A 17,577-nucleotide genomic window follows, 5' to 3' on the forward strand; every position below is an offset into this window, starting at 1 on the left:
GTATACATGACCGCACCCCGATTCATTTGCCGAAACACCAAAATGCTCTTGCCGAGAGGGGGCCGTCCATACATGACGGTGGGTGGGGCAAGCGGGCGGAAGCGTTCGTGCTTTTGGCGGCAGAGACGACAGCGGAGTCGAACTGAGCGCGCCCTCTCCGCGAGTCATTCCGCGGCGTGGGCGTAGCCCGCGAACCCGGAATCTCGAGTTGCGGGGCACTGCTGAAGGTTTCCACAATTGCGAGATTCCGGGTTCGCACGGCTTCGCCGCGCGCCCCGGAATGACGGTGGGTGGGGCAAGCGGACGGAAGCGTTCGTGCTTTTGGCGGCAGAGACGACAGCGGAGTCGAACTGAGCGCTCGCCCTCTCCACGAGTCATTCGGGGCGTGGGCGTAGCCCGCGAACCCGGAATCTCGAGACGCGCGGAGCGTGCGCCCTACGCCACCGACTTCACGTGTGTCAGCTTTTCCACCTTGCGGATATGTTCGACGGCGTCGTGGGCGGCCTGGCTGTGGGTGAATAACTGGAGCTCTTCGACATCGTGTTCATCGACCGCCGTGATCGCGGTGTCGATGTAGCTGGCGCGATCGGGATCGCTGAGGATCTTGCGGCGTAGGCCATCGATCCACAGCCAGTGCCGCAAATTCTGGCCGAGCTTGAAGGCGGTGCCGAACACCAGCTTCGGATAGAACAGCCACGGCGATTCCACCGGCAACGTCGACCGGCGATCGCGCCGATACTTCAGCCGCAGGATGCCGCCCTGCAGCGGATGCACGCGCTCGATCTTCACCATCGACGAGAACAGGAAGATCATCGACGCCAGCCGCGACACGCCGCCGCCGGTCGCCGCCGCGCGGCGCAGCAGCCGTTCGATGTGGTCGGCCGAGTAGTACAGATCCCACGCCTTGAAATACGTGCCTTGCCACTCGTCCCGGCTCATCCGCGGATGCTCCGTTACGGCGTGCTCGATGTCGAAGCGGTTGAGATCGGCATCCATCGGCGCGCCCTCATTGAACAGCCGCTGGTGATCCTCCGAGCCCGGCAGCGGCGTCAGGCAGAAGAATTCGAGGATGTCGAGCGGCAATTCCTTCTGGATGATCGCGATGTCCTCGGCGATGCTCTCCGGCGTGTCGTGCGGGAAGCCGAGAATGTAGCCGGCGTAGGTGATCACCCCGGCCTGCTTCCACGCCAGCAGCATCTGGCGATATTCGGTGATCTTGTTCTGCCGCTTTTTCGCCGATGCCAGGTTTTCGGGGTTAATACTTTCCAGTCCGAGAAACGTCCGCACCACCCCGGCCGCACGGGCCTTCTCGATGAAGCCGTCGATCTTGTGACACAGCGTGTCGACCTGGATCACCAGCTTGATATCCTTCTGCCCGGTCGCGGCGAATTCCTGGCGCAGCGCCGCCAGCCGGTCAAGGATCAACTCCCAATCCTTGTTGCGGGCGAAGTTGTCGTCCGTCATGAAGAACCAGTTGACGCCCTGCGCCATGTTGGCGCGCACCAGCCGCTCGATATCGTCCGCGCTGCGCCCGCGTGACTTGCGGCCCTGCACGTTGATGATGGTGCAGAACGAACACTGATACGGACAGCCGCGCCCGGCGTCGAACGAGGTCTGCAGGCTGAACGTGCCCTTGAGATATTGGCGCGGCAGCAGCGGCGTCGGCGCGCCCTCAAGCGCCGGCAGGTCAGGCAGGTAGTCGTACATCGGCTTCAGCATGCCGGCCGCAGCATCGCGCAGCAGGTTGTCGCAGCGGCCTTCCAGCTCGCCAGCGTACAGGGTGACGCCGAGATCGAGCGCCTCCTGCAAGTCTTTCTGGATGCCCGGCAGCATCGCAACGCAGCCGGACACATGAAAGCCGCCGATCGCCACCGGCACCCCGGCCGCCCGGAGCGGCCGCGCGATATCCAGCGCCCGTGGAAACTGGTTCGACTGAACGCCGACCAGGAACACCAGTCCGAAGAAGTCATGCGCGCGGAAGCGTTCGATGATCCTGGATGGGCGGGTGCGGGTGTTGATTTCATCAGCAGCGGTGATGTCGATATCGACCGCGTCGCCGAGCGCTTTGCGCTGCCGCGAGTCCTCGACCAGACTGTACACCACCGCCAATGAGTTCGACGGGATGAACGAACGTACCCATTGGATGACGTAACCCTCGTCGTCGTAGTGCGACGGCTTGATCAGCGCGACCTGAAATCGCTTGGCGGCGCGTGGCCCGGCATCCGGCCTGCGCGCTTGTAGCTCCCCGCTCATGGCACTTCCCCTCGCCATCCATCACCGCGACCGGACGTCCAGCCGATCACCGACAGGTTGGCGCGGCAGGGCCGCTGGTATCAAGCTAACTTGAGGACAAACCCGCAACTATTCGCTGCGACTTCGTCGCAAACGGTCATTCGAGCTACACCGCGTGCGCGAACGGGATATCGCTGTACAATTCGACACAATTCGACGGCCCGACCGCTACTAACTAGGTACCACTAGGCACCGAAGCATCAGGCGGCCGGTTTCCGTGCCGAGACATGGAGGAAGCTGGCCAGCTCCTGATCGAAGCCCTTGCCTTCACTGCGCTCGACCGTCAGCGCAGTCCAAGGGCCCGCTTCGGCATAGCGAGCGCGGAGCCAGTCTTCGGACGGGTAGTTGTAGTAGCGCGCGAGCTTGTCGCGGCCTTCGGCCTCGCCGGATTTGAAGCTGGCATAGAACAGCCCACCCGGCTTCAGCGCGCGATGAATTCGCCCGAGCACGCCGCCGAGTTCGTCGCGCGGCACGTGCAACAGGCAGGCATAGGCCCAGACGCCGTCATAGGCCGCATCCGCATCGAGCTGATGAAACAGCAACGTGCGCGCCGGCCGCCCGAGCCGCCGCGACGCTTCGGCTGCCATTTCGGGCGAGCCATCGGTCGCGTCGACGTCGAAGCCGGCCGCCAGCATCGCCTCGGCGTGATGGCCGGCACCGCAGCCGAGCTCGAGAATTCGGCCGCCCGCGGGCATCTCGCCAAGAAAGCGCGCCAGGGTGCCGCCGGCCGGCTTGCGCTCGGCATAGGCAGCGGCGTTGCCGCGGTAGAACCGCAGCGTGGCATCATCGAAAGCGTCGGTCATGCGCCCGCTTAGTCGATGCGGCCGCCGTCCGGCAACCCCAACATCAGGCGCAGGTTCTGCACCGCCGCTCCCGACGCCCCCTTGCCGAGATTGTCGAGCCGCGCCACCAGCACGGCCTGATGCTGCGCGTCGCTGCCGAACACGTAGAGCTCGAGGTTGTTGGTTTCGTTCAGCGCCTCCGGCTCGATCCGGCCACCGGCGTTGGCGGCGCTGTCGAGCGGCGCCACCAACACATAGGCGCTGCCGGCGTAGCGCTTGGTGAGCGCCGCATGCAGATCGGCGACCGACGGCTTGCCCGGCAGCGTATCGAGATGCAGCGGCACCGACACCAGCATGCCCTGGCGGAAATTGCCGACCGAGGGAATGAAGATCGGCCGCCGCGTCAGGTTCGCGTACTTCTGCGTCTCCGCCAGATGCTTGTGCGCAAGGCCGAGGCCATACAATTCGAACGCCGGCGCGGTGCCGGCTTCATAAGCCGCGATCATCGACTTGCCGCCGCCCGAATAGCCGCTGACGGCGTTGATCGAGATCGGGTAGTCGGTCAGGATCAGGCCGGCATCGACCAGCGGCCGCAGCAGCGCGATCGACCCGGTCGGATAGCAGCCCGGGTTGGAGACCTTTCGCGCGTTTCGGATGTTGTCGGCCTGGTCCGGCGCCAGCTCGGCGAAGCCATAGACCCAGTCTGGCGCGACGCGGAACGCCGTCGAGGCGTCGAGAACCTTCGGCGCGTCGCCGCCCATGCCGTCGATCACCGCGACGGTCTCCTTCGCGGCGTCGTCCGGCAGGCACAGGATGACGAGGTCGACCTCAGCCATCAGCGCGCGCTTGGCGGCCGGATCCTTGCGCTTGTCCTCGGCGATATCCTTCACGACCACTTGGCCGTCACGGGCCAGCCGCTCGCGGATACCCAGTCCAGTGGTGCCGGCGGCGCCGTCGATGAACACGGCCGGTTTGCTGGCGGCGGCTTTGGTGGTCGTGGTGTCCGTCAGGGTCATCTTCGGTTCCTTCACAAGGCCAGCTCGGCGACCTTCGCCGCGGAGTTGTAATCGAGTTGCGGCCGCAGCGCGATCATCTGCGCGGCGATCGCCTGCGAAGCGGGATCCGGCTGCGCCGCCAGTGCATTTGCGACGGCCATGTGATCGGCGTCGGATTTGTGCTGGTTCAGCTTGAAGCTGCCCTCGACGCCATCCACCCGCATCATCACGCCCACGATCGCCTTCTTCATCGCGCTCAGTCGTCCGGCCGTCATTTTCGACGCGCGCCATGGCGGCTTCGGCGCCAGCGAGCTTTCGAAGACCGCGCTGACCTCGTCAAGATGCGCATCGCGTTCCGCTTCCGACATCACCGCCGCCGGGCCGGTCAGATGCACGCTCTGATACAGCCAGGTCGGCACCTGATCGGGCGAGGCGTACCAGTCCGCCGATACATAGGCGCCCGGCCCGCTCACCGCCATCAGCCATGGCGTGCGGCTGTCAGCCAGCGCGGCGAGCGGATTGCCGCGCGCGACGTGGAACGACAGCAGCGGCGTGCCGTCGCTGGAATAGTCGATCGCGAACGGCAGCGGCGACGCCACCGGCTTGCGGCCGTCATGAGCGCAGACAAGACCGAAACCGCGCGCCGCCGCGAAGGCAAGGCAGGCGGATCGATCGGGCTTGAAGGCGGGCGGCACGTACATGGCTTGGCTCCTGGTTGAAGGCGGAGCCGCCGGGATCAGTTCGCGCTTGGATGGGGAAGATCAACCTGCCGCGGACCGAAACCGGCGGCAGGGGCAACGCTGTCAGACGCGAACAGCCGCTCCTACCGCGAGAATGCGGCGGCGCGTGGCTTTGACGATGGTCGCGGCGTTGATCATGGAACGGTTGATAGATTGAGAACCAAGCAGCGTCAAGCATGACGCCGGATGCACGGCTATGCGAAAAGCGCGGCCACCCAACGGCCGGCGGCGCTCCTGGTCGCCCCCCGTCTCAGCGCCACTGCTTCTCCTCGGCCGACCATGCCCAGCCGGGTAGCTTGCCGGGCTTGCTGAATGCCGTGACCACATTGCCGAGCAGGCGCGAGACGTTGTTGTCGAAATTTCGATACGGCAGCGACTGGCTGAACGCGATCGACCCGGTGGAGAACACCGCGCCGTCGTTCGGCGCCGTGAAGTACACCATGTCGGCGCGCACGCGATAATCGTGCGATCCGGACAGGCCGGGATAAGGATAGAGCACCTCCTCCACCACGGTCTGATAATTGTCGCTGTGCCCGCCCGACGACGCAACGATCAGCGAGTGCGGCGGCGTGCCGAGCGTCAGATCGTAGCGATCGATCTCGATACCGCCCGCAGCCCCCTGAGCCAGGCCGAAATCGCCGATGATCTCGCCCTCGATCCCGTCCATGATCCACGACGCACGGCGATGCCAGCTATCCGGCATCCGGCGGAACGGACGCGCCGAGTCGAACCCTTCCGAGATGAAGCCGACGCCGAACACTTTTTGCGGGGGGCGGCCGAGGTCTTTCCAAAGCCCGCTCTTCTGGCCCGTTGTCGCCATGTAATACTCGCCCGGCCGCGCCTGCCACGCCCGCATCCCGGAGTTCAACTTGCGCACCTCCATGCACCACGGATCTTCACTGTGGTAGCCGACATTCCAGTAAAAGCCGTTGCCGCCGAGATAGATGAAGCGACCTCCCGCCGCGATGTAATCCTCGGTCGCGTCCAGCATCTTCTCCGAAGTGTATTCCGGATGGGTGCCGCTCAGCACCACGCTATAGGGCTTCAGCGCGTCGACGCCGTCGCGGTGCAGATCCTCATCGGTGGTGATCTCGTAATCGTAGCCCATGTGGTCGAGCCAGGCGATGATCGACAGATCGGCGGGGAACTGCCACGTCACGCCCATTGATGACATGCGGGCCTTGGGACGCATGTTCAGGATCGGCCGCCGATAGGTGCTGTAGCAGACCCCTGCCCCGTCGGCGTGATGATCGTATAGCGACAAGCCGAATTCCGCGGTCTGATAGAGCTCAATATCGACCTCCGACAGAATTGGCGACTGACCGGCGAGCGGCTGCATGATCTCGGCGTCGAAGCTGAGATGCTCGTTGGCATAGGCCAGATAGCTTCCGGTTGGCACCAGAAACAGGATCGGCGCTTTCGGCTTGAGCGGGCGGACGAAGAACACGATGTATTCCTCGCGCATTCCCTTTGCGTCGCCGGTCCGCAGACGAAACGCGTAGGCGCCGCTCTTGACGTCGGGGACCTTGATCGACCTCGTCAGCTCCCATTTGCAGTCGATGATGGCGTCGTCGTGAAACTCGATGCCGCCATATTGTTGCGGCGCGAGCCGGAAACAATCGTCTTTGCCCTGCCAATTGAAGCCTGTCTGAGCCCGAACGGGCCGGTTGTAACCGGCGGCATGCAGACCGTAAGGCCCTGCATCGATCACCTCGTCACCGATGCCGTGCTCGGTGTAGCCCTGCGTGGTGTCCCAGAACGCCAGCAATCCGTTCTGCGGCGGCATGCCGCTGTCGCGGTAGCTGTCCAGCTCGGCGCGCGTCAGCACGCGGTCGAACACGGAGGGACGATCCAGCTTGCCGTTCAGGCACTGGGTGACGAAGTCGCCGCGCAGCGTGTGATGATCGCGCGCGCCGGCCAGAAGGAATGGCAGTTCCGGCGGATTGGCCGGCCGGAAGCGCAGCGTCTCGCGGACGTGCGATCGGAAATCGACATTGGCGACCTTGCTGAGCAGCGAATTGTACCTGGTGGCCACACCTTCCTGGTACAGCGTCGCAACGCCGGTCTTGGCATCGAACGTCGCCGCCACGAAGTACCAATTGTTCTTCAGAATCGGCACTTCGGCATCGAGATAATCGACCTCGCCGCCATCGCCGAAGCCGAACTCAAGGAAGCCGTCCGGATTGAGCCATAACCCATAGCCCCGGTTGCCGAACGCATCCCACCGGCCGAGCAGACATTGCCGGCGGCCGCCGCCCGGGCTGTTGGCATGGATGAACGTGCACAGGCTGAAGCTGCCGTTCAAAGCCAGACGCCGCTCGGGGTCTGCCACGGTCAGGAACGAGCCGACCTGGGTGAACTGCTTGCGGACTTTCCATACCCCATTGGCGTCGGAGGCGATCTCCTCCTCCTTGTAGCCCGGACCGGCGGGATGCGCGTCGCCATGGATCAGGCGGACCAGTTGTGCATCGACGACATCGGTGCCGTCGGCATGTACGTAGAACGAGATGTCGTCGCCGGGCTTGACCGAAATCTTGTCCGCGTATCCGAATATCTTCTTCTCGGCCATGGTGGTGAGCTTCTCCGGCGACTGAACTGACGGGTCTTCAGGTTTCGAGCAGGTCTTGCACGCGGCGCAGGAACAGCGCGTGATAGGCTTCGTCGGGCGTCTCGTAGTTGCGGTCCTCGACCATGCGCGGCGCCGTGCCGCGATGGCCGGACAACGCGACGATGCGATAGGCCTTGAATTCCTCCAGCACCATGATGGCGTATTTGTCGATCTGGCCCTGGCGGCGGAAATAGATCAGCAGGCGTTCGAGCGCTTCGCTGTGCTGGCCGAGCGGCTTGGACTTGTGCTCGGCGATCACCGCGTCCGACACCAGGCGCTTGAGGAAGTCGCGCTGCATCTTGTCGAAACGGCGGAAATAGACCTGATCCTTGTCTTCGACCTCGGTGGCTTCTTCGGGCAACATCTCGCCCCCTTTCTCGGCTCGGGTTGATCGCCGCTCGCTCTTCTTCTTGTCGCGCCAGGCACGGAACTGCGATTTGACGCCGAAGATGCCGCCACGCAGAAACAGCACCACGCCGAGCATGATCGCGCCGATCAGTACGAAGCGCAGCGGCCCGAGATCGATCAGCACACGATCGATGAACACCACGATCAGCGTGCCGGCGACAGCGCCTTCGGCGCGCCCGATGCCGCCGATCACCAGCATCGCCAGCGACAGCAGCAGCGTGTCGAACGAGAACAGGTTCGGCGAGGCGCCGCCGAAATGGGTCGCGTAAAAGCCGCCGATGAAGCCGAGCGCCGCCGACGAGATCAGGAACACCATGATGCGGGCGCGGATGAAATCGACCCCGCAGGCCTGCGCGAAGCCCTCCTTCTTCTCCTGCGCCATCCGCAGCAGCCGGCCGAGCCGCTTGCCGTCGACGAAGCGATACAGGAACAGCCCGAGGATCATGACGAGCAGCGCGACGTAGTAGCCGACCAGCAAGCGGTTGGATTGCGACAGCCATGTCGGCAAATAGCTCGGCGCGCCATAGAGGCCGCCGGTCGCCGAGCCGAACTGGCGCGACTGCACCACATAGACTCGGCACAGTTCGACGACGCCGAGCGTCAGCAAGGCGTAGTAGAAGCCGTCGAGCCGCATCGCGGGCAGCGCGATCAGAAGCCCGAAGGCCAGACCGATCAGCGCACCCGCGAGCGGCAGCAGCCACCACGGCAGGCCGAGCATGATCGCCATATAGGTGGTGCCATAAGCGGCCGCGCCGACCACCGCATAGGTGGCGAGCGAGAAGATGCCGGCCGTGCCGACCACAAGCATCCAGCACAGGTTGATCGCCGCATAGATGGCGAACACCGAGGCCGCCGACATCACCGTATTGTAGGAGCTGACCGGCACGAACAGCGGCATGATGAAGAACGCCGCCAGCGCCAGCGTCCACCAGATCGGCCGCTTGTCGACGATGGTCTTCTCGCGGCGCATCGTCTTCGGATTGTACTCGCCGTGGATGTTCAGTACGCGCCGGCGTGTCGGCCAATAGCGCGTCCGGGTCCACAGCGCGCCGCCGTGGCCGGGCCATTTGTAGTAATAGCGCAGCCGGCCGACCGGATACATCTTGGGCCGGAATCGCGTCGTCTCGTCCCACGTCACCTGATGCGACAGATGCGGGTTGGTCACCACCTCGCGCGCCGGGGTCTCGGGATGCTGGGAGTCGGTGGGATCGATCCACATCGGGGCGGTCGTGTCGGCCATCGTCATGCCTCGCGCGCCTTGTCGAGAATTCCGGAGATCCCGCGCGGGCGGATCAAAAGAACCACGATGATGAGCAAAAACTGGGTGATCAGGACGTATTGCCCGCCGAGGAATGTCGAGGTCAGCGACTCGTTGACGCCCAGCATGATCGCGCCGATCACCGCACCGGGAATGCTGCCGAGGCCCCCGACCAGTGCAATGCTGAGCCCCTTGATCATGGGCGTGATGCCGCTGAACGGCGCGACGTAATAGGTCTGCGCCAGCAGCACAGCCGCCAGGCCGGCGAGCGACCCGGTCAGAGCCATCACATAGATGCTGGTCCGGCGCACGCCGATGCCGACGATCGAGGCGGCGTGCGGATTCATCATCATGGCGCGAATTTCGAGGCCGCGCCGGCTCGACCGCATCCACAGCAGGATCAGGGTGAGCAGCACGATCGCCGAAACCGAGGCGCCGAGCTTGTCGGACGTCACCACCACGCCGAAAATATCAGCGTTCCAGTTGCCGAACAGCCGCGGCAGGGATTTCGCCCGGGGGCCGAACCACCACAGCAGGATCTGGTTTCCGACCAGGCTGATCGCCAGCGTGGCGATCAGCGCGCGGAGCGGGAAATTCGGCTTGTCGTGGATCGGGATGAAAGCAATCAGGCAGACGAGCAACCCGCCGAACGCGCCTGTCAGGATTCCGGCAGCCATCACGACCACCGGGTAAGGGCCGATATACACACTCGCCAACCACGCGCCGTAGCCGGACAGCGCGAAGATGAAGCCGTACGCCATGTTGACGAGGCCAAGGCTCGACCAGGTGACGGAGATGCCGATCGCCAGCGTGCCGTAGATGCAGGCCAGCGTGATCGCGTTGGTGACGATGAAACCCCAGTTCATCAGTTGCGCTCCATCGACAGGCTCTTGGATGTCGAAGCCTCGCCCTTCAGCTTGCCGGCGTGCATGCCGATGATGCGGTCGACGCTGCCTTCGAGCAGCGCGACGTTCTGTTCGGCGATCACCATCGCCGAGCCGCCGAGTTCGACCGCCATCAGGGCTTCCACCACGGCGCGGCCGATCTTCGGGGCGAGCCCGAGCGAGGGCTCGTCGACGAGAAACAATTCGGCATCGGACATCAGGCCACGGCCGATCGACACCATGCGACGCTCGCCGCCCGACAGGCGCCCGACCGGGGTCTTCATCAGCTTCTCGAGCGGCGGGAAGATCTGCAGAATGCGCTTCTTGCGCAGCCCGCGTTCGGCCCAGGCCCGCTTGGTGAAAGCGCCGCTGTCGAGATGCTCCTCCACCGTCAGGCCGTGGAAGATCTCGTCGCCCTGCGGGATCAGCGCCAGGCCGCGGCGGACGATGAGATGGGTGTAGCGCCCCGGCCCCTGGCTGCGGGTGCGACCGACCTCGAAGCCGTTGAGCTTGATCGAGCCGCGCTGCCAGCCGGTCAGTCCGGCGATCGCCTGAAACAGCGTCGACTTGCCGTGCCCATTGAGACCGACGAGGCCGATACGCTCACCGGCGAACACGGTCAGGTCGAGGTCGTGGATCACGCGCATCGGCCCCCACCCTGCGGAGAGTCCCTTGACGTCCAGGACCGCAGGACGCGCCGAACCGGCTTCGGGTGCAGCCATCAGTGCATCCCTCCGCTCGTCTCGGTTTCGAAGTACGCTGCCTTGACACGGGGATTCAGCAGGATCTCCGAGAGCCGCCCCTCGGCGATCGTCTCGCCGGCATCCATCACCAGGACGCGATCGGCGATCGTATCCAGCAATTCCATGCGGTGCTCGATCAGCACGATCGCAATGTTCAGCTCCTTGGCCAGGACGCGCATGATGTCGTCGAGTTCGTCGATCTCGGAGTTGATCAGTCCGGCGGCCGGCTCGTCCATCAGCAGCACCGATGGGCGGCGCATCAGCAGGCAGGTCATCAGCAGCTTGCGGCGGTTGAGTGTGTCGAGGCGATCCGCCATCATCCCACCGGGAATCCGAAAGCCGACCAGCCCCGCGCCCCACTCGGCGTCGTCAGGCGTGAGATAAGGCCGGTAGGCCTGCCGGGCGGCTTTCAACACCTGCGCGACGGTCATGTCCTCCGGCACGATCGGCGTCTGATAGGTGCGGCCGATGCCGAGCCGCGCCCGCCGATGCAGCGGAAGCGGAGTCACGTCCTGACCGTCGTAAGTCACCGTGCCGCTCTTCGGCGAAATTCGGCCGGACAGCACCTCGAACAGGCTGGTCTTGCCGGCGCCGTTCGGCCCGATGATCCCCATCACCTCGCCCGGCTTCACGTCGAGCGAGATATCGCGCAGGATCGACCGGCCACCGAGATCGAGCGTGATCCGGTCGCAGGAGAAAATTGCCGAAGCCGCCATCGTCATCGACCCGGCGTTACCACCACGGCGCCTTCTGCAGCTTGTTCTCGACGAGCACGTCCGGATAGATGATCTTGTGCTCGTTGTTCTGGACCTGGAAGAACAGCTGGGCCATGCCCTTCTCCAGCTCGGCCGCGCCGATCGCATCGCCCGTGTCGGGATAGTGCGCGCATTCCTGGTAGGGATTGTCCATGCTCATGAAGCCGCACACCCCGCGATAGGAGTTCTTGCGGATCCAGTCGCTGACGCCCTTGAAATTCGACGGATCGCCGACCGCCTCCCAGGCCGCCTTGAAATAATAAGTCGTGTCGTAGCCGTTGCCGGTGTAGCAAAGCCCCATGATGCCGGGAAAACGCTTCTTGTACTTGGCGCGGAACGCCTTGCCTTTTTCATCGGCATAGACGCCGAGCACGGTGCTCCACACGAAGCCTTCGGCGGCGGGACCGGACAGTTCGAGGAACTCCGGCTGCGATGGGCCGTATTGCAGATACACCAACGCGCCCTTCAGCGGATCGGCGCTGTATTGCTTGACGAAGGCCGCGTATTCGGCCGCGACCCAGTGATCGATCATCACCGCCCCGGCCCCGATCTTCTTGATCTCCTGGATCACCGGGCCCCAATCCTGGACCGGATACTGGATGTCGGTGATACCCGCGAGCTTGAACTCACTCTTGGGCAGCGACGCCTGCAGCGCTTTGGAGATCGTCTGGTTGTAGGCGATCTGCTCCTGAACGATATGCACGCCGTTGTTCAGGGGCTTCCACGTCCCCTGATCCTTCATCGCCTTCAGAAACACCGGGAACGTATGTCCATAGTGCACTTCGGACGGGTCCGTCTGGAACACGTGGGAGTATTTGTCGGGCTCCTTGACGACCAGGTCGGTCATGTTGCGCTGCGTCAGTCCCCACAGGAATGGCGCCTTGTAGCGGGCCGAAACGTCCGCGACCGGGATCGGCGTGAACACGAAGGCGCAGGACATCGCGTGCACCTTGGCGTCGATCAGCTTGTTGATTGCCACCTGCCCGCTTTCGGGCGAGAGTGGATCGATATCGACCACGACAGCCTTGATCTGGCGCCCGAGCACGCCTCCTGCGGCGTTGATTTCTTCAAGGGCCAGCGTGGTTCCGTTGAGATAGTCCTGGTGATCAGCGACGCCCGCCTGGGCGGTTTGAGCGGTCGGGACGCCGAGCAGGATCGGATCGGCCGACGCCGCGCGCGTGACGCCGGAGACGAAAGGGGCTGGAAATGCAGCAGCAGCCGTGCCGGCTGACGCAAGTTGCAGCAGTTTGCGACGTGAGACCTTGCCGACCATTAAGACCTCTCCATGATGAACGTCCCCCGGACGCTCTGTGTCGAAAGACGGTCTCATCCTAGGTAGCTGATCAAATTTTGGTCTTTCACTGGAAAGCACTGTCTCTACAATTCCAGTGCACTGCTAACTGCGGCGTGGCACAACAACTAACGGCCCACGGCATACTTCTTGCGTTGCTCGGAAAGCTCCCGCTCCAACGAGGTCGCCGCGATGAGTCAGAGGAACCACTATTCGACCGCCTCGCTCTCCGGGTCGGAAAGCATCGCCGCCTGGCGCCAGGCGATGGCTGAAGTGTATTATCGGCTTGATATTCAGGCCCGCCACGACGATCGCGTAGTCGGCGAGTTGATCGACGTTCAGTTTGGCTCGATGGGGTTGTCCAATTTCAGGGCGGATGCGCAGCGTGTGATCAGGCGGAAGGAATCCGCCAAGATCGACGGCTCCGAGGACTTCGTGTTCCTGTTTCCAACCCGGAAGGGGCTCCAGTTCGAACAACGCGGTCGCACCGGCATGGTGATGCCGGGCGCCGTGTTTCTCCTCAACTCTGCTGAAGATTACGTCATCGACGTTCCGGACGGATCGGAAAACATCACCATCAAGGTGGACCGCAGCCTGCTGATCGATCGGGTGAAGGGCATCGACGGGCTGTGCGCGTCGATGAACATCGCCAATCCCCAACTCGTCCCGGTTGTGGCGACACTCGGACGACAACTACTCAACCTGCCGCCCGGCGAACACGCCGACCGGCTGCAGCACTCGGTGATCGAGCTGATCTGCCTAATGCTGGATCTGCGCGAGTCGCCGCAGGACCGCTCCTTTGTCCGCGAGACGCTCGCCTCCTCGCTCTACAATCGGCTCAACAGCTACCTGCACCGCAATCTGTCGGATCACGAGCTGTCTCCCGATCAGGCGGCCCGCGAACACAAGATCTCGGTGCGCTACCTGCACAAGATCTTTCACTATCACGGTACTTCGTTCGGTCAGCGGCTGTTGGAACTGAGGCTGCAGCGTGCGCGGCAACTGATCTTGCAGCATGGCGGGGCCAGCCACGTCAATCTCGGCCAGGTCGCCTACGAGTGCGGCTTCACCAGCCAATCCTACTTCTCGACCTGTTACCGCCGGCGCTTTGGACTGACTCCCCGTCAATCCGGCCAGCTTGCGGACGAGAGCGCTCCGTCCGAAAATACCGACATCCAGATCCCTGGCGGCACCACTCGGTGAACGCGATGTCACTTTCGTAGCGGGAAGCTCCTCGCGTCCGCGCTGCACGCCCTGCTTGCAAAAACACCACCGCAAGTGTATTTCCCGCGGACTGGTCGGCAGTTCACCAAGGCGTCGCTGCCCCGCGAGGGGAGCTAAACCTGCCTCTACGTCTTGATCGGCAGACACTTGTCCCGTGCCGCGTCGAAAGTCAGCGACCATCGACTTATCCGTTCGGCACGATCGAGGATGAGGTCATGACCCGCACTGTTTTCCCCTACTCCGCCCAGGATGTGTCCGCGCTGGCGCGCGCGCTCAATCGCGAACTCGACGCGCAGGGCCACAAGCTCGGCCATGTCGAGATGCTGAACCTGCTGGCGCGATCGGCCGGCTTCCGCAATTTCCAGCATTTCCGCGCCCAGCACGCAGCCGGCGATCGTCTGGCACGCGCGCCCGAGCCGGCGCCCGTGATCGATCATCAGCACATCGAGCGTGTTGCGCGGCACTTCGATGCCGCGGGCAGTCTGCTGCGCTGGCCGTCGAAGGCGAGCCACGCCGAGCTCGGGCTGTGGGTGCTGTGGTCGCGGATACCGCGTGGCCGGGAGCTGAGCGAGAAGCAACTCGCAGCGCTGCTCGCCGGCCATCACAGCTTCGGCGACCACGCGCTGCTGCGCCGCGCGCTGTGCGACCACGGCCTGATGACGCGGACGCCCGACGGCCGCGTCTATCGCCGCATCGAGCAACGGCCACCGGCCGAGGCCGTAGCGCTGATCCGCCACCTCGCCCCGCGCCTCGCCGCCTGACGCCGCCCGCGCTTTTCTGAAGAGGCAATCATGAATGCTCCCGCATCCGGCGGGCGCGCGGCCATGCGCGCATCCCCGCCCGCCATCGTTGTTTCCACTTATCGGGGCCCGATCGAATTGATCGATCGCGGCGCCGGCCCGGTCGTGCTCGCTTTGCACGGCGGCATGGGCGGCTGCGACCAGAGCAGCCTGCTCGCCCGTGCCGCACTCGGCGACGATCCGCCGCCTCGCGTGCTGGCGCTGTCGCGGCCGGGCTATCTCGGCACGCCGCAAACCAGCGGCGCAACGCCGGAGGCGCAGGCCGACCTCTACGCGGCGCTGCTCGATGCGCTCAATATCGAGACGGCGACGATCATCGCCGTTTCGGCCGGCGGCCCCTCTGCTTTGCACTTCGCGCTGCGCCATCCGGCGCGTTGCGCCGGCGTTGTGCTGGTCTCCTGCTGCACCGGCACGCTTGACGTGCCCGAGCAGGTCCGCGCCCGGTTGCCGATGATGCGACTGATCGCCCGCCTGCCGCCGCTGGTCGCGCTGCTGCGCTGGGCGGCGCTGCGCAACCCGGCGACATCCGCGCGCCGCTCGATCCGCGATCCGGTGTTGCGCACAAGGACGCTGGCCGATCCGGTCGCCGGCGCGATGCTGCGCGAGTTGCAGGCGAGCGTGTTCAGCCGAATGGCCGAGCGCCTGCCCGGCACGCTGAGCGATACAGCTTACTTCGCGCAAATGCAGGCGATCGACGTATCAGCTTTGGCAACACCGCTGCTGGTCATCCACGGCACGGGCGATGCGGTCGTGCCGTTCTCCCACGCCGCACGCGTCGCCCACGACGCGCCGCACGGCGAATTGCTGGCGATCGAGGCCGGCGAACACGTCAGCCTGTTCACGCATCTCGAGGAGGTGCGAGAGCGGGTGAGCGAGTTCGGAGCGCGGTGCTGCGTAAGATATCCGCTCAAAAACGGAGTGCCGAGTTTAAAGATCGATCATTGAGCGAAGCCGCAACCGCACCGGCAGCGAACTCCCTCGCCCCGCTCTTGCGGGGAGAGGGTTGGGGTGAGGGGCAGGCCGCGGGTCACGAGCTCTCGGCCACGCGGAGACGCCGCCTCACCCGCCCGGCTTCGCCGGTCGACCTCTCCCCGCACGCGGGGAGAGGTTAAGTCGCGCGCCTCAGATCACCGGGCTCCACGGCGCCGGCACCAAACGATAGCCGCTGCCGTCCTTCTGCACGTAGCCGTTGGCCGGGAACGGATAGTGGAAGCCCTGGACGCGCATCTTGTCGGCGACCAGCATATCGTAGACCTTGCGTCGGGTAGTTTCGGCCTGGGCCGGGTCCTGGTCGAACATCAGGTGCCAGCCCGGATTGGCGACGAACAACGCCGGGTGGTTGGTGACGTCGGACTGGATGAACACCTTGTCGGTGCCGGACGACAGCACGAACGAGGTATGGCCCGGCGTATGGCCCGTTGCTTCGACCGCGAGCAGGCCCGGCGCAACGTCCTTGCCCCATTCGTACGGCTTGACCTTCTTCTGCAGGCCGGCTTCGAACACCCGACGGGCGTTCTTGAATACGCCCTGCATCCGCTCGCCGGAGGCGCGGCTCATCTCGCCATCGTCCATGAAGTACTTCCACTCCGCGGCCGGCACCAGCACCTCGGCATTCGGGAACGCCGGCTGGTTGTCGGCGGTCAGCAGGCCGTTGATGTGGTCGCCATGGAAGTGCGAGATCACCACGATGTCGACCGCTTTCGGATCGAGCCCAGCAGCTGCCATGTTGCTGGCGAACTGGCCGACATTGCCCTTGCTGGAGGCGAACGCGCCCGGCCCGTTGCCGGTGTCGACCACCACCAGCTTGCCACCGGTGTTGATCGCCAGCGGGGCGAAGTTGATGGTCATCTTGTCCTTCGGCATGAAGGCCTGCTCGAGCGCGGCGTTGACCTCGTCCTTCTTGGCGTTGAGCACGAAGCCGTCCGGCAGCGGGAACGTGTTGGCGCCGTCGGAAATCACGTTCACCTGGGCGTCGCCGACCTTGTAGCGATAGAAGCTCGGCGCCTGCTTGTCGGCGAGCGGCGCGGCGGCCTCGGCGGGTCCGGTGCGCAACAGCGGCGTAGCGGCCAGAGCAGCAGCGGCAGTGAGCGCGTGACGGCGGGTCAGATCCATGGCGTGTCCTCATTGGGTGGGATTGTGGCAGTCGGCAGTGTAGCCCGAGTCCGGTGACGAGATCGCATCAAACGGCAGTCGGTCCACGCCCCGCGCCAGGACTAAAGGCTTCCGACACCAACCCCGCCCGAACCGCACTATTCCGCTCGTTCAAATCGACCGCACCAGCCAGCTGGCGCCGATCGACAGCGCGTCGCCGAACAGCAGCAAAACCGCCGACCACACGAACGCCGATAGCACGTTGGCGATCTGGAACTGCCAATACGGCATCTCGAAGATGCCGGCCGCCAGCGGCACCGAGGCGCGCAGCGGTCCGAAAAAGCGGCCAATGAAGATGCTCGGGACACCCCATTTCTGCACGAAGTCCTCGCCGCGGATCAGCAGCCCCGGGAACTTCGACAGCGGCCAGATCTGGGCAACGTTGTCCTTGTAGCGATAGCCGAACCAGTACGACAGCCAGTCGCCCAGCGCGGCGCCGACCGCGCCGGCGACCCACACCGGCCAGAAGCTGATGCCCGAAGCACCGACCAGCGCGCCGATTGCCACCAGCGCACCCCAGGCCGGAACCACCAGCGAGATGAAGGCGAGCGACTCCCCGAACGCCAGCGCCAGAACCACCGGCGCGGCCCAGGCCTGGTGCTCGCGCACAAACTCGATGAGGCCGCGAAATGCTTCTTCCATTGTC

Annotated in this window: 15 protein-coding genes; 3 read left to right on the forward strand and 12 right to left on the reverse strand. The window is 64.7% G+C overall.

Features of this window, described 5'->3' with window-relative positions; all coding sequences use genetic code 11:
• Positions 1-435: 435 nt before the first annotated feature.
• The 10 genes from D4Q52_RS06110 to D4Q52_RS06160 form a co-directional block, all read right to left on the reverse strand.
• Positions 436-2,253 carry a B12-binding domain-containing radical SAM protein gene (locus D4Q52_RS06110; RefSeq protein WP_119855672.1) on the reverse strand — a complete coding sequence of 606 codons (1,818 nt, stop codon included), beginning with the start codon at positions 2,251-2,253 and terminating at the stop codon, positions 436-438.
• Between the two features lie 239 nt (positions 2,254-2,492).
• Complete coding sequence (locus D4Q52_RS06115; protein ID WP_119855673.1) at positions 2,493-3,095, reverse strand: class I SAM-dependent methyltransferase; 603 nt, start codon at positions 3,093-3,095, stop codon at positions 2,493-2,495.
• 8 nt (positions 3,096-3,103) lie between these two features.
• The gene (gene argC, locus D4Q52_RS06120) at positions 3,104-4,090 is read right to left on the reverse strand and encodes an N-acetyl-gamma-glutamyl-phosphate reductase (RefSeq protein WP_119855857.1); all 987 of its coding nucleotides are present in this window, start codon (positions 4,088-4,090) and stop codon (positions 3,104-3,106) included.
• Between the two features lie 11 nt (positions 4,091-4,101).
• Positions 4,102-4,770: an FMN-binding negative transcriptional regulator gene (locus tag D4Q52_RS06125; RefSeq protein ID WP_119855674.1), complete on the reverse strand. Its 669-nt coding sequence runs from the start codon at positions 4,768-4,770 to the stop codon at positions 4,102-4,104.
• Between the two features lie 289 nt (positions 4,771-5,059).
• Positions 5,060-7,378, reverse strand: a complete 2,319-nt coding sequence (locus D4Q52_RS06135) for a N,N-dimethylformamidase beta subunit family domain-containing protein (protein WP_119855676.1) — start codon at positions 7,376-7,378, stop codon at positions 5,060-5,062.
• Positions 7,379-7,415: 37 nt separating this feature from the next.
• Positions 7,416-9,065 (reverse strand): branched-chain amino acid ABC transporter permease, encoded by a 1,650-nt coding sequence (locus D4Q52_RS06140; RefSeq protein ID WP_119855677.1) that lies wholly within the window; start codon positions 9,063-9,065, stop codon positions 7,416-7,418.
• 2 nt (positions 9,066-9,067) lie between these two features.
• Entirely contained in the window at positions 9,068-9,949 is an 882-nt protein-coding gene (locus tag D4Q52_RS06145; protein WP_119855678.1) for a branched-chain amino acid ABC transporter permease, read from the reverse strand.
• The gene (locus D4Q52_RS06150) at positions 9,949-10,689 is read right to left on the reverse strand and encodes an ABC transporter ATP-binding protein (RefSeq protein WP_119855679.1); all 741 of its coding nucleotides are present in this window, start codon (positions 10,687-10,689) and stop codon (positions 9,949-9,951) included. The genes D4Q52_RS06145 and D4Q52_RS06150 overlap by 1 nt, the downstream gene beginning before the upstream one ends.
• On the reverse strand, positions 10,689-11,426 hold the full coding sequence (locus D4Q52_RS06155) for an ABC transporter ATP-binding protein (protein ID WP_119855680.1): 738 nt from the start codon (positions 11,424-11,426) through the stop codon (positions 10,689-10,691). The genes D4Q52_RS06150 and D4Q52_RS06155 overlap by 1 nt, the downstream gene beginning before the upstream one ends.
• Positions 11,427-11,442: 16 nt before the next feature.
• The gene (locus tag D4Q52_RS06160) at positions 11,443-12,738 is read right to left on the reverse strand and encodes an ABC transporter substrate-binding protein (protein WP_119855681.1); all 1,296 of its coding nucleotides are present in this window, start codon (positions 12,736-12,738) and stop codon (positions 11,443-11,445) included.
• Between the two features lie 210 nt (positions 12,739-12,948).
• On the opposite strand from D4Q52_RS06160, the gene D4Q52_RS06165 reads away from it, so the two are divergent.
• From D4Q52_RS06165 to D4Q52_RS06175, 3 genes are all read left to right on the forward strand, one after another.
• A complete protein-coding gene (locus D4Q52_RS06165; RefSeq protein ID WP_119855682.1) occupies positions 12,949-13,959 on the forward strand; it encodes an AraC family transcriptional regulator in 1,011 nt (336 codons plus the stop codon).
• 236 nt (positions 13,960-14,195) lie between these two features.
• Positions 14,196-14,741 (forward strand): DUF2087 domain-containing protein, encoded by a 546-nt coding sequence (locus tag D4Q52_RS06170; protein ID WP_119855683.1) that lies wholly within the window; start codon positions 14,196-14,198, stop codon positions 14,739-14,741.
• 63 nt (positions 14,742-14,804) lie between these two features.
• Positions 14,805-15,725: an alpha/beta fold hydrolase gene (locus D4Q52_RS06175; protein ID WP_234831096.1), complete on the forward strand. Its 921-nt coding sequence runs from the start codon at positions 14,805-14,807 to the stop codon at positions 15,723-15,725.
• A 177-nt stretch (positions 15,726-15,902) separates the two neighbouring features.
• On the opposite strand, the gene D4Q52_RS06180 is transcribed toward D4Q52_RS06175, so the two are convergent.
• Both D4Q52_RS06180 and D4Q52_RS06185 read right to left on the reverse strand, forming a co-directional pair.
• The gene (locus D4Q52_RS06180; RefSeq protein ID WP_119855685.1) at positions 15,903-16,892 is read right to left on the reverse strand and encodes an MBL fold metallo-hydrolase; all 990 of its coding nucleotides are present in this window, start codon (positions 16,890-16,892) and stop codon (positions 15,903-15,905) included.
• A 150-nt stretch (positions 16,893-17,042) separates the two neighbouring features.
• Positions 17,043-17,573, reverse strand: a complete 531-nt coding sequence (locus tag D4Q52_RS06185; RefSeq protein WP_119855686.1) for a DedA family protein — start codon at positions 17,571-17,573, stop codon at positions 17,043-17,045.
• Positions 17,574-17,577 lie beyond the last annotated feature (4 nt).

Origin of the sequence: Rhodopseudomonas palustris (assembly GCF_003591005.1) — a bacterium.
GTDB classification, from domain to species: domain Bacteria; phylum Pseudomonadota; class Alphaproteobacteria; order Rhizobiales; family Xanthobacteraceae; genus Rhodopseudomonas; species Rhodopseudomonas palustris_K.

What these genes read in the sequence shown, in the direction of transcription:
- D4Q52_RS06110 (WP_119855672.1), bottom strand. Translation starts at nt 2,253, where the DNA reads ATGAGCGGGGAGCTACAAGCGCGCAGGCCGGATGCCGGGCCACGCGCC.
- D4Q52_RS06115 (WP_119855673.1), bottom strand. Translation starts at nt 3,095, where the DNA reads ATGACCGACGCTTTCGATGATGCCACGCTGCGGTTCTACCGCGGCAAC.
- argC (WP_119855857.1), bottom strand. Translation starts at nt 4,090, where the DNA reads ATGACCCTGACGGACACCACGACCACCAAAGCCGCCGCCAGCAAACCG.
- D4Q52_RS06125 (WP_119855674.1), bottom strand. Translation starts at nt 4,770, where the DNA reads ATGTACGTGCCGCCCGCCTTCAAGCCCGATCGATCCGCCTGCCTTGCC.
- D4Q52_RS06135 (WP_119855676.1), bottom strand. Translation starts at nt 7,378, where the DNA reads ATGGCCGAGAAGAAGATATTCGGATACGCGGACAAGATTTCGGTCAAG.
- D4Q52_RS06140 (WP_119855677.1), bottom strand. Translation starts at nt 9,065, where the DNA reads ATGGCCGACACGACCGCCCCGATGTGGATCGATCCCACCGACTCCCAG.
- D4Q52_RS06145 (WP_119855678.1), bottom strand. Translation starts at nt 9,949, where the DNA reads ATGAACTGGGGTTTCATCGTCACCAACGCGATCACGCTGGCCTGCATC.
- D4Q52_RS06150 (WP_119855679.1), bottom strand. Translation starts at nt 10,689, where the DNA reads ATGGCTGCACCCGAAGCCGGTTCGGCGCGTCCTGCGGTCCTGGACGTC.
- D4Q52_RS06155 (WP_119855680.1), bottom strand. Translation starts at nt 11,426, where the DNA reads ATGGCGGCTTCGGCAATTTTCTCCTGCGACCGGATCACGCTCGATCTC.
- D4Q52_RS06160 (WP_119855681.1), bottom strand. Translation starts at nt 12,738, where the DNA reads ATGGTCGGCAAGGTCTCACGTCGCAAACTGCTGCAACTTGCGTCAGCC.
- D4Q52_RS06165 (WP_119855682.1), top strand. Translation starts at nt 12,949, where the DNA reads ATGAGTCAGAGGAACCACTATTCGACCGCCTCGCTCTCCGGGTCGGAA.
- D4Q52_RS06170 (WP_119855683.1), top strand. Translation starts at nt 14,196, where the DNA reads ATGACCCGCACTGTTTTCCCCTACTCCGCCCAGGATGTGTCCGCGCTG.
- D4Q52_RS06175 (WP_234831096.1), top strand. Translation starts at nt 14,805, where the DNA reads ATGCGCGCATCCCCGCCCGCCATCGTTGTTTCCACTTATCGGGGCCCG.
- D4Q52_RS06180 (WP_119855685.1), bottom strand. Translation starts at nt 16,892, where the DNA reads ATGGATCTGACCCGCCGTCACGCGCTCACTGCCGCTGCTGCTCTGGCC.
- D4Q52_RS06185 (WP_119855686.1), bottom strand. Translation starts at nt 17,573, where the DNA reads ATGGAAGAAGCATTTCGCGGCCTCATCGAGTTTGTGCGCGAGCACCAG.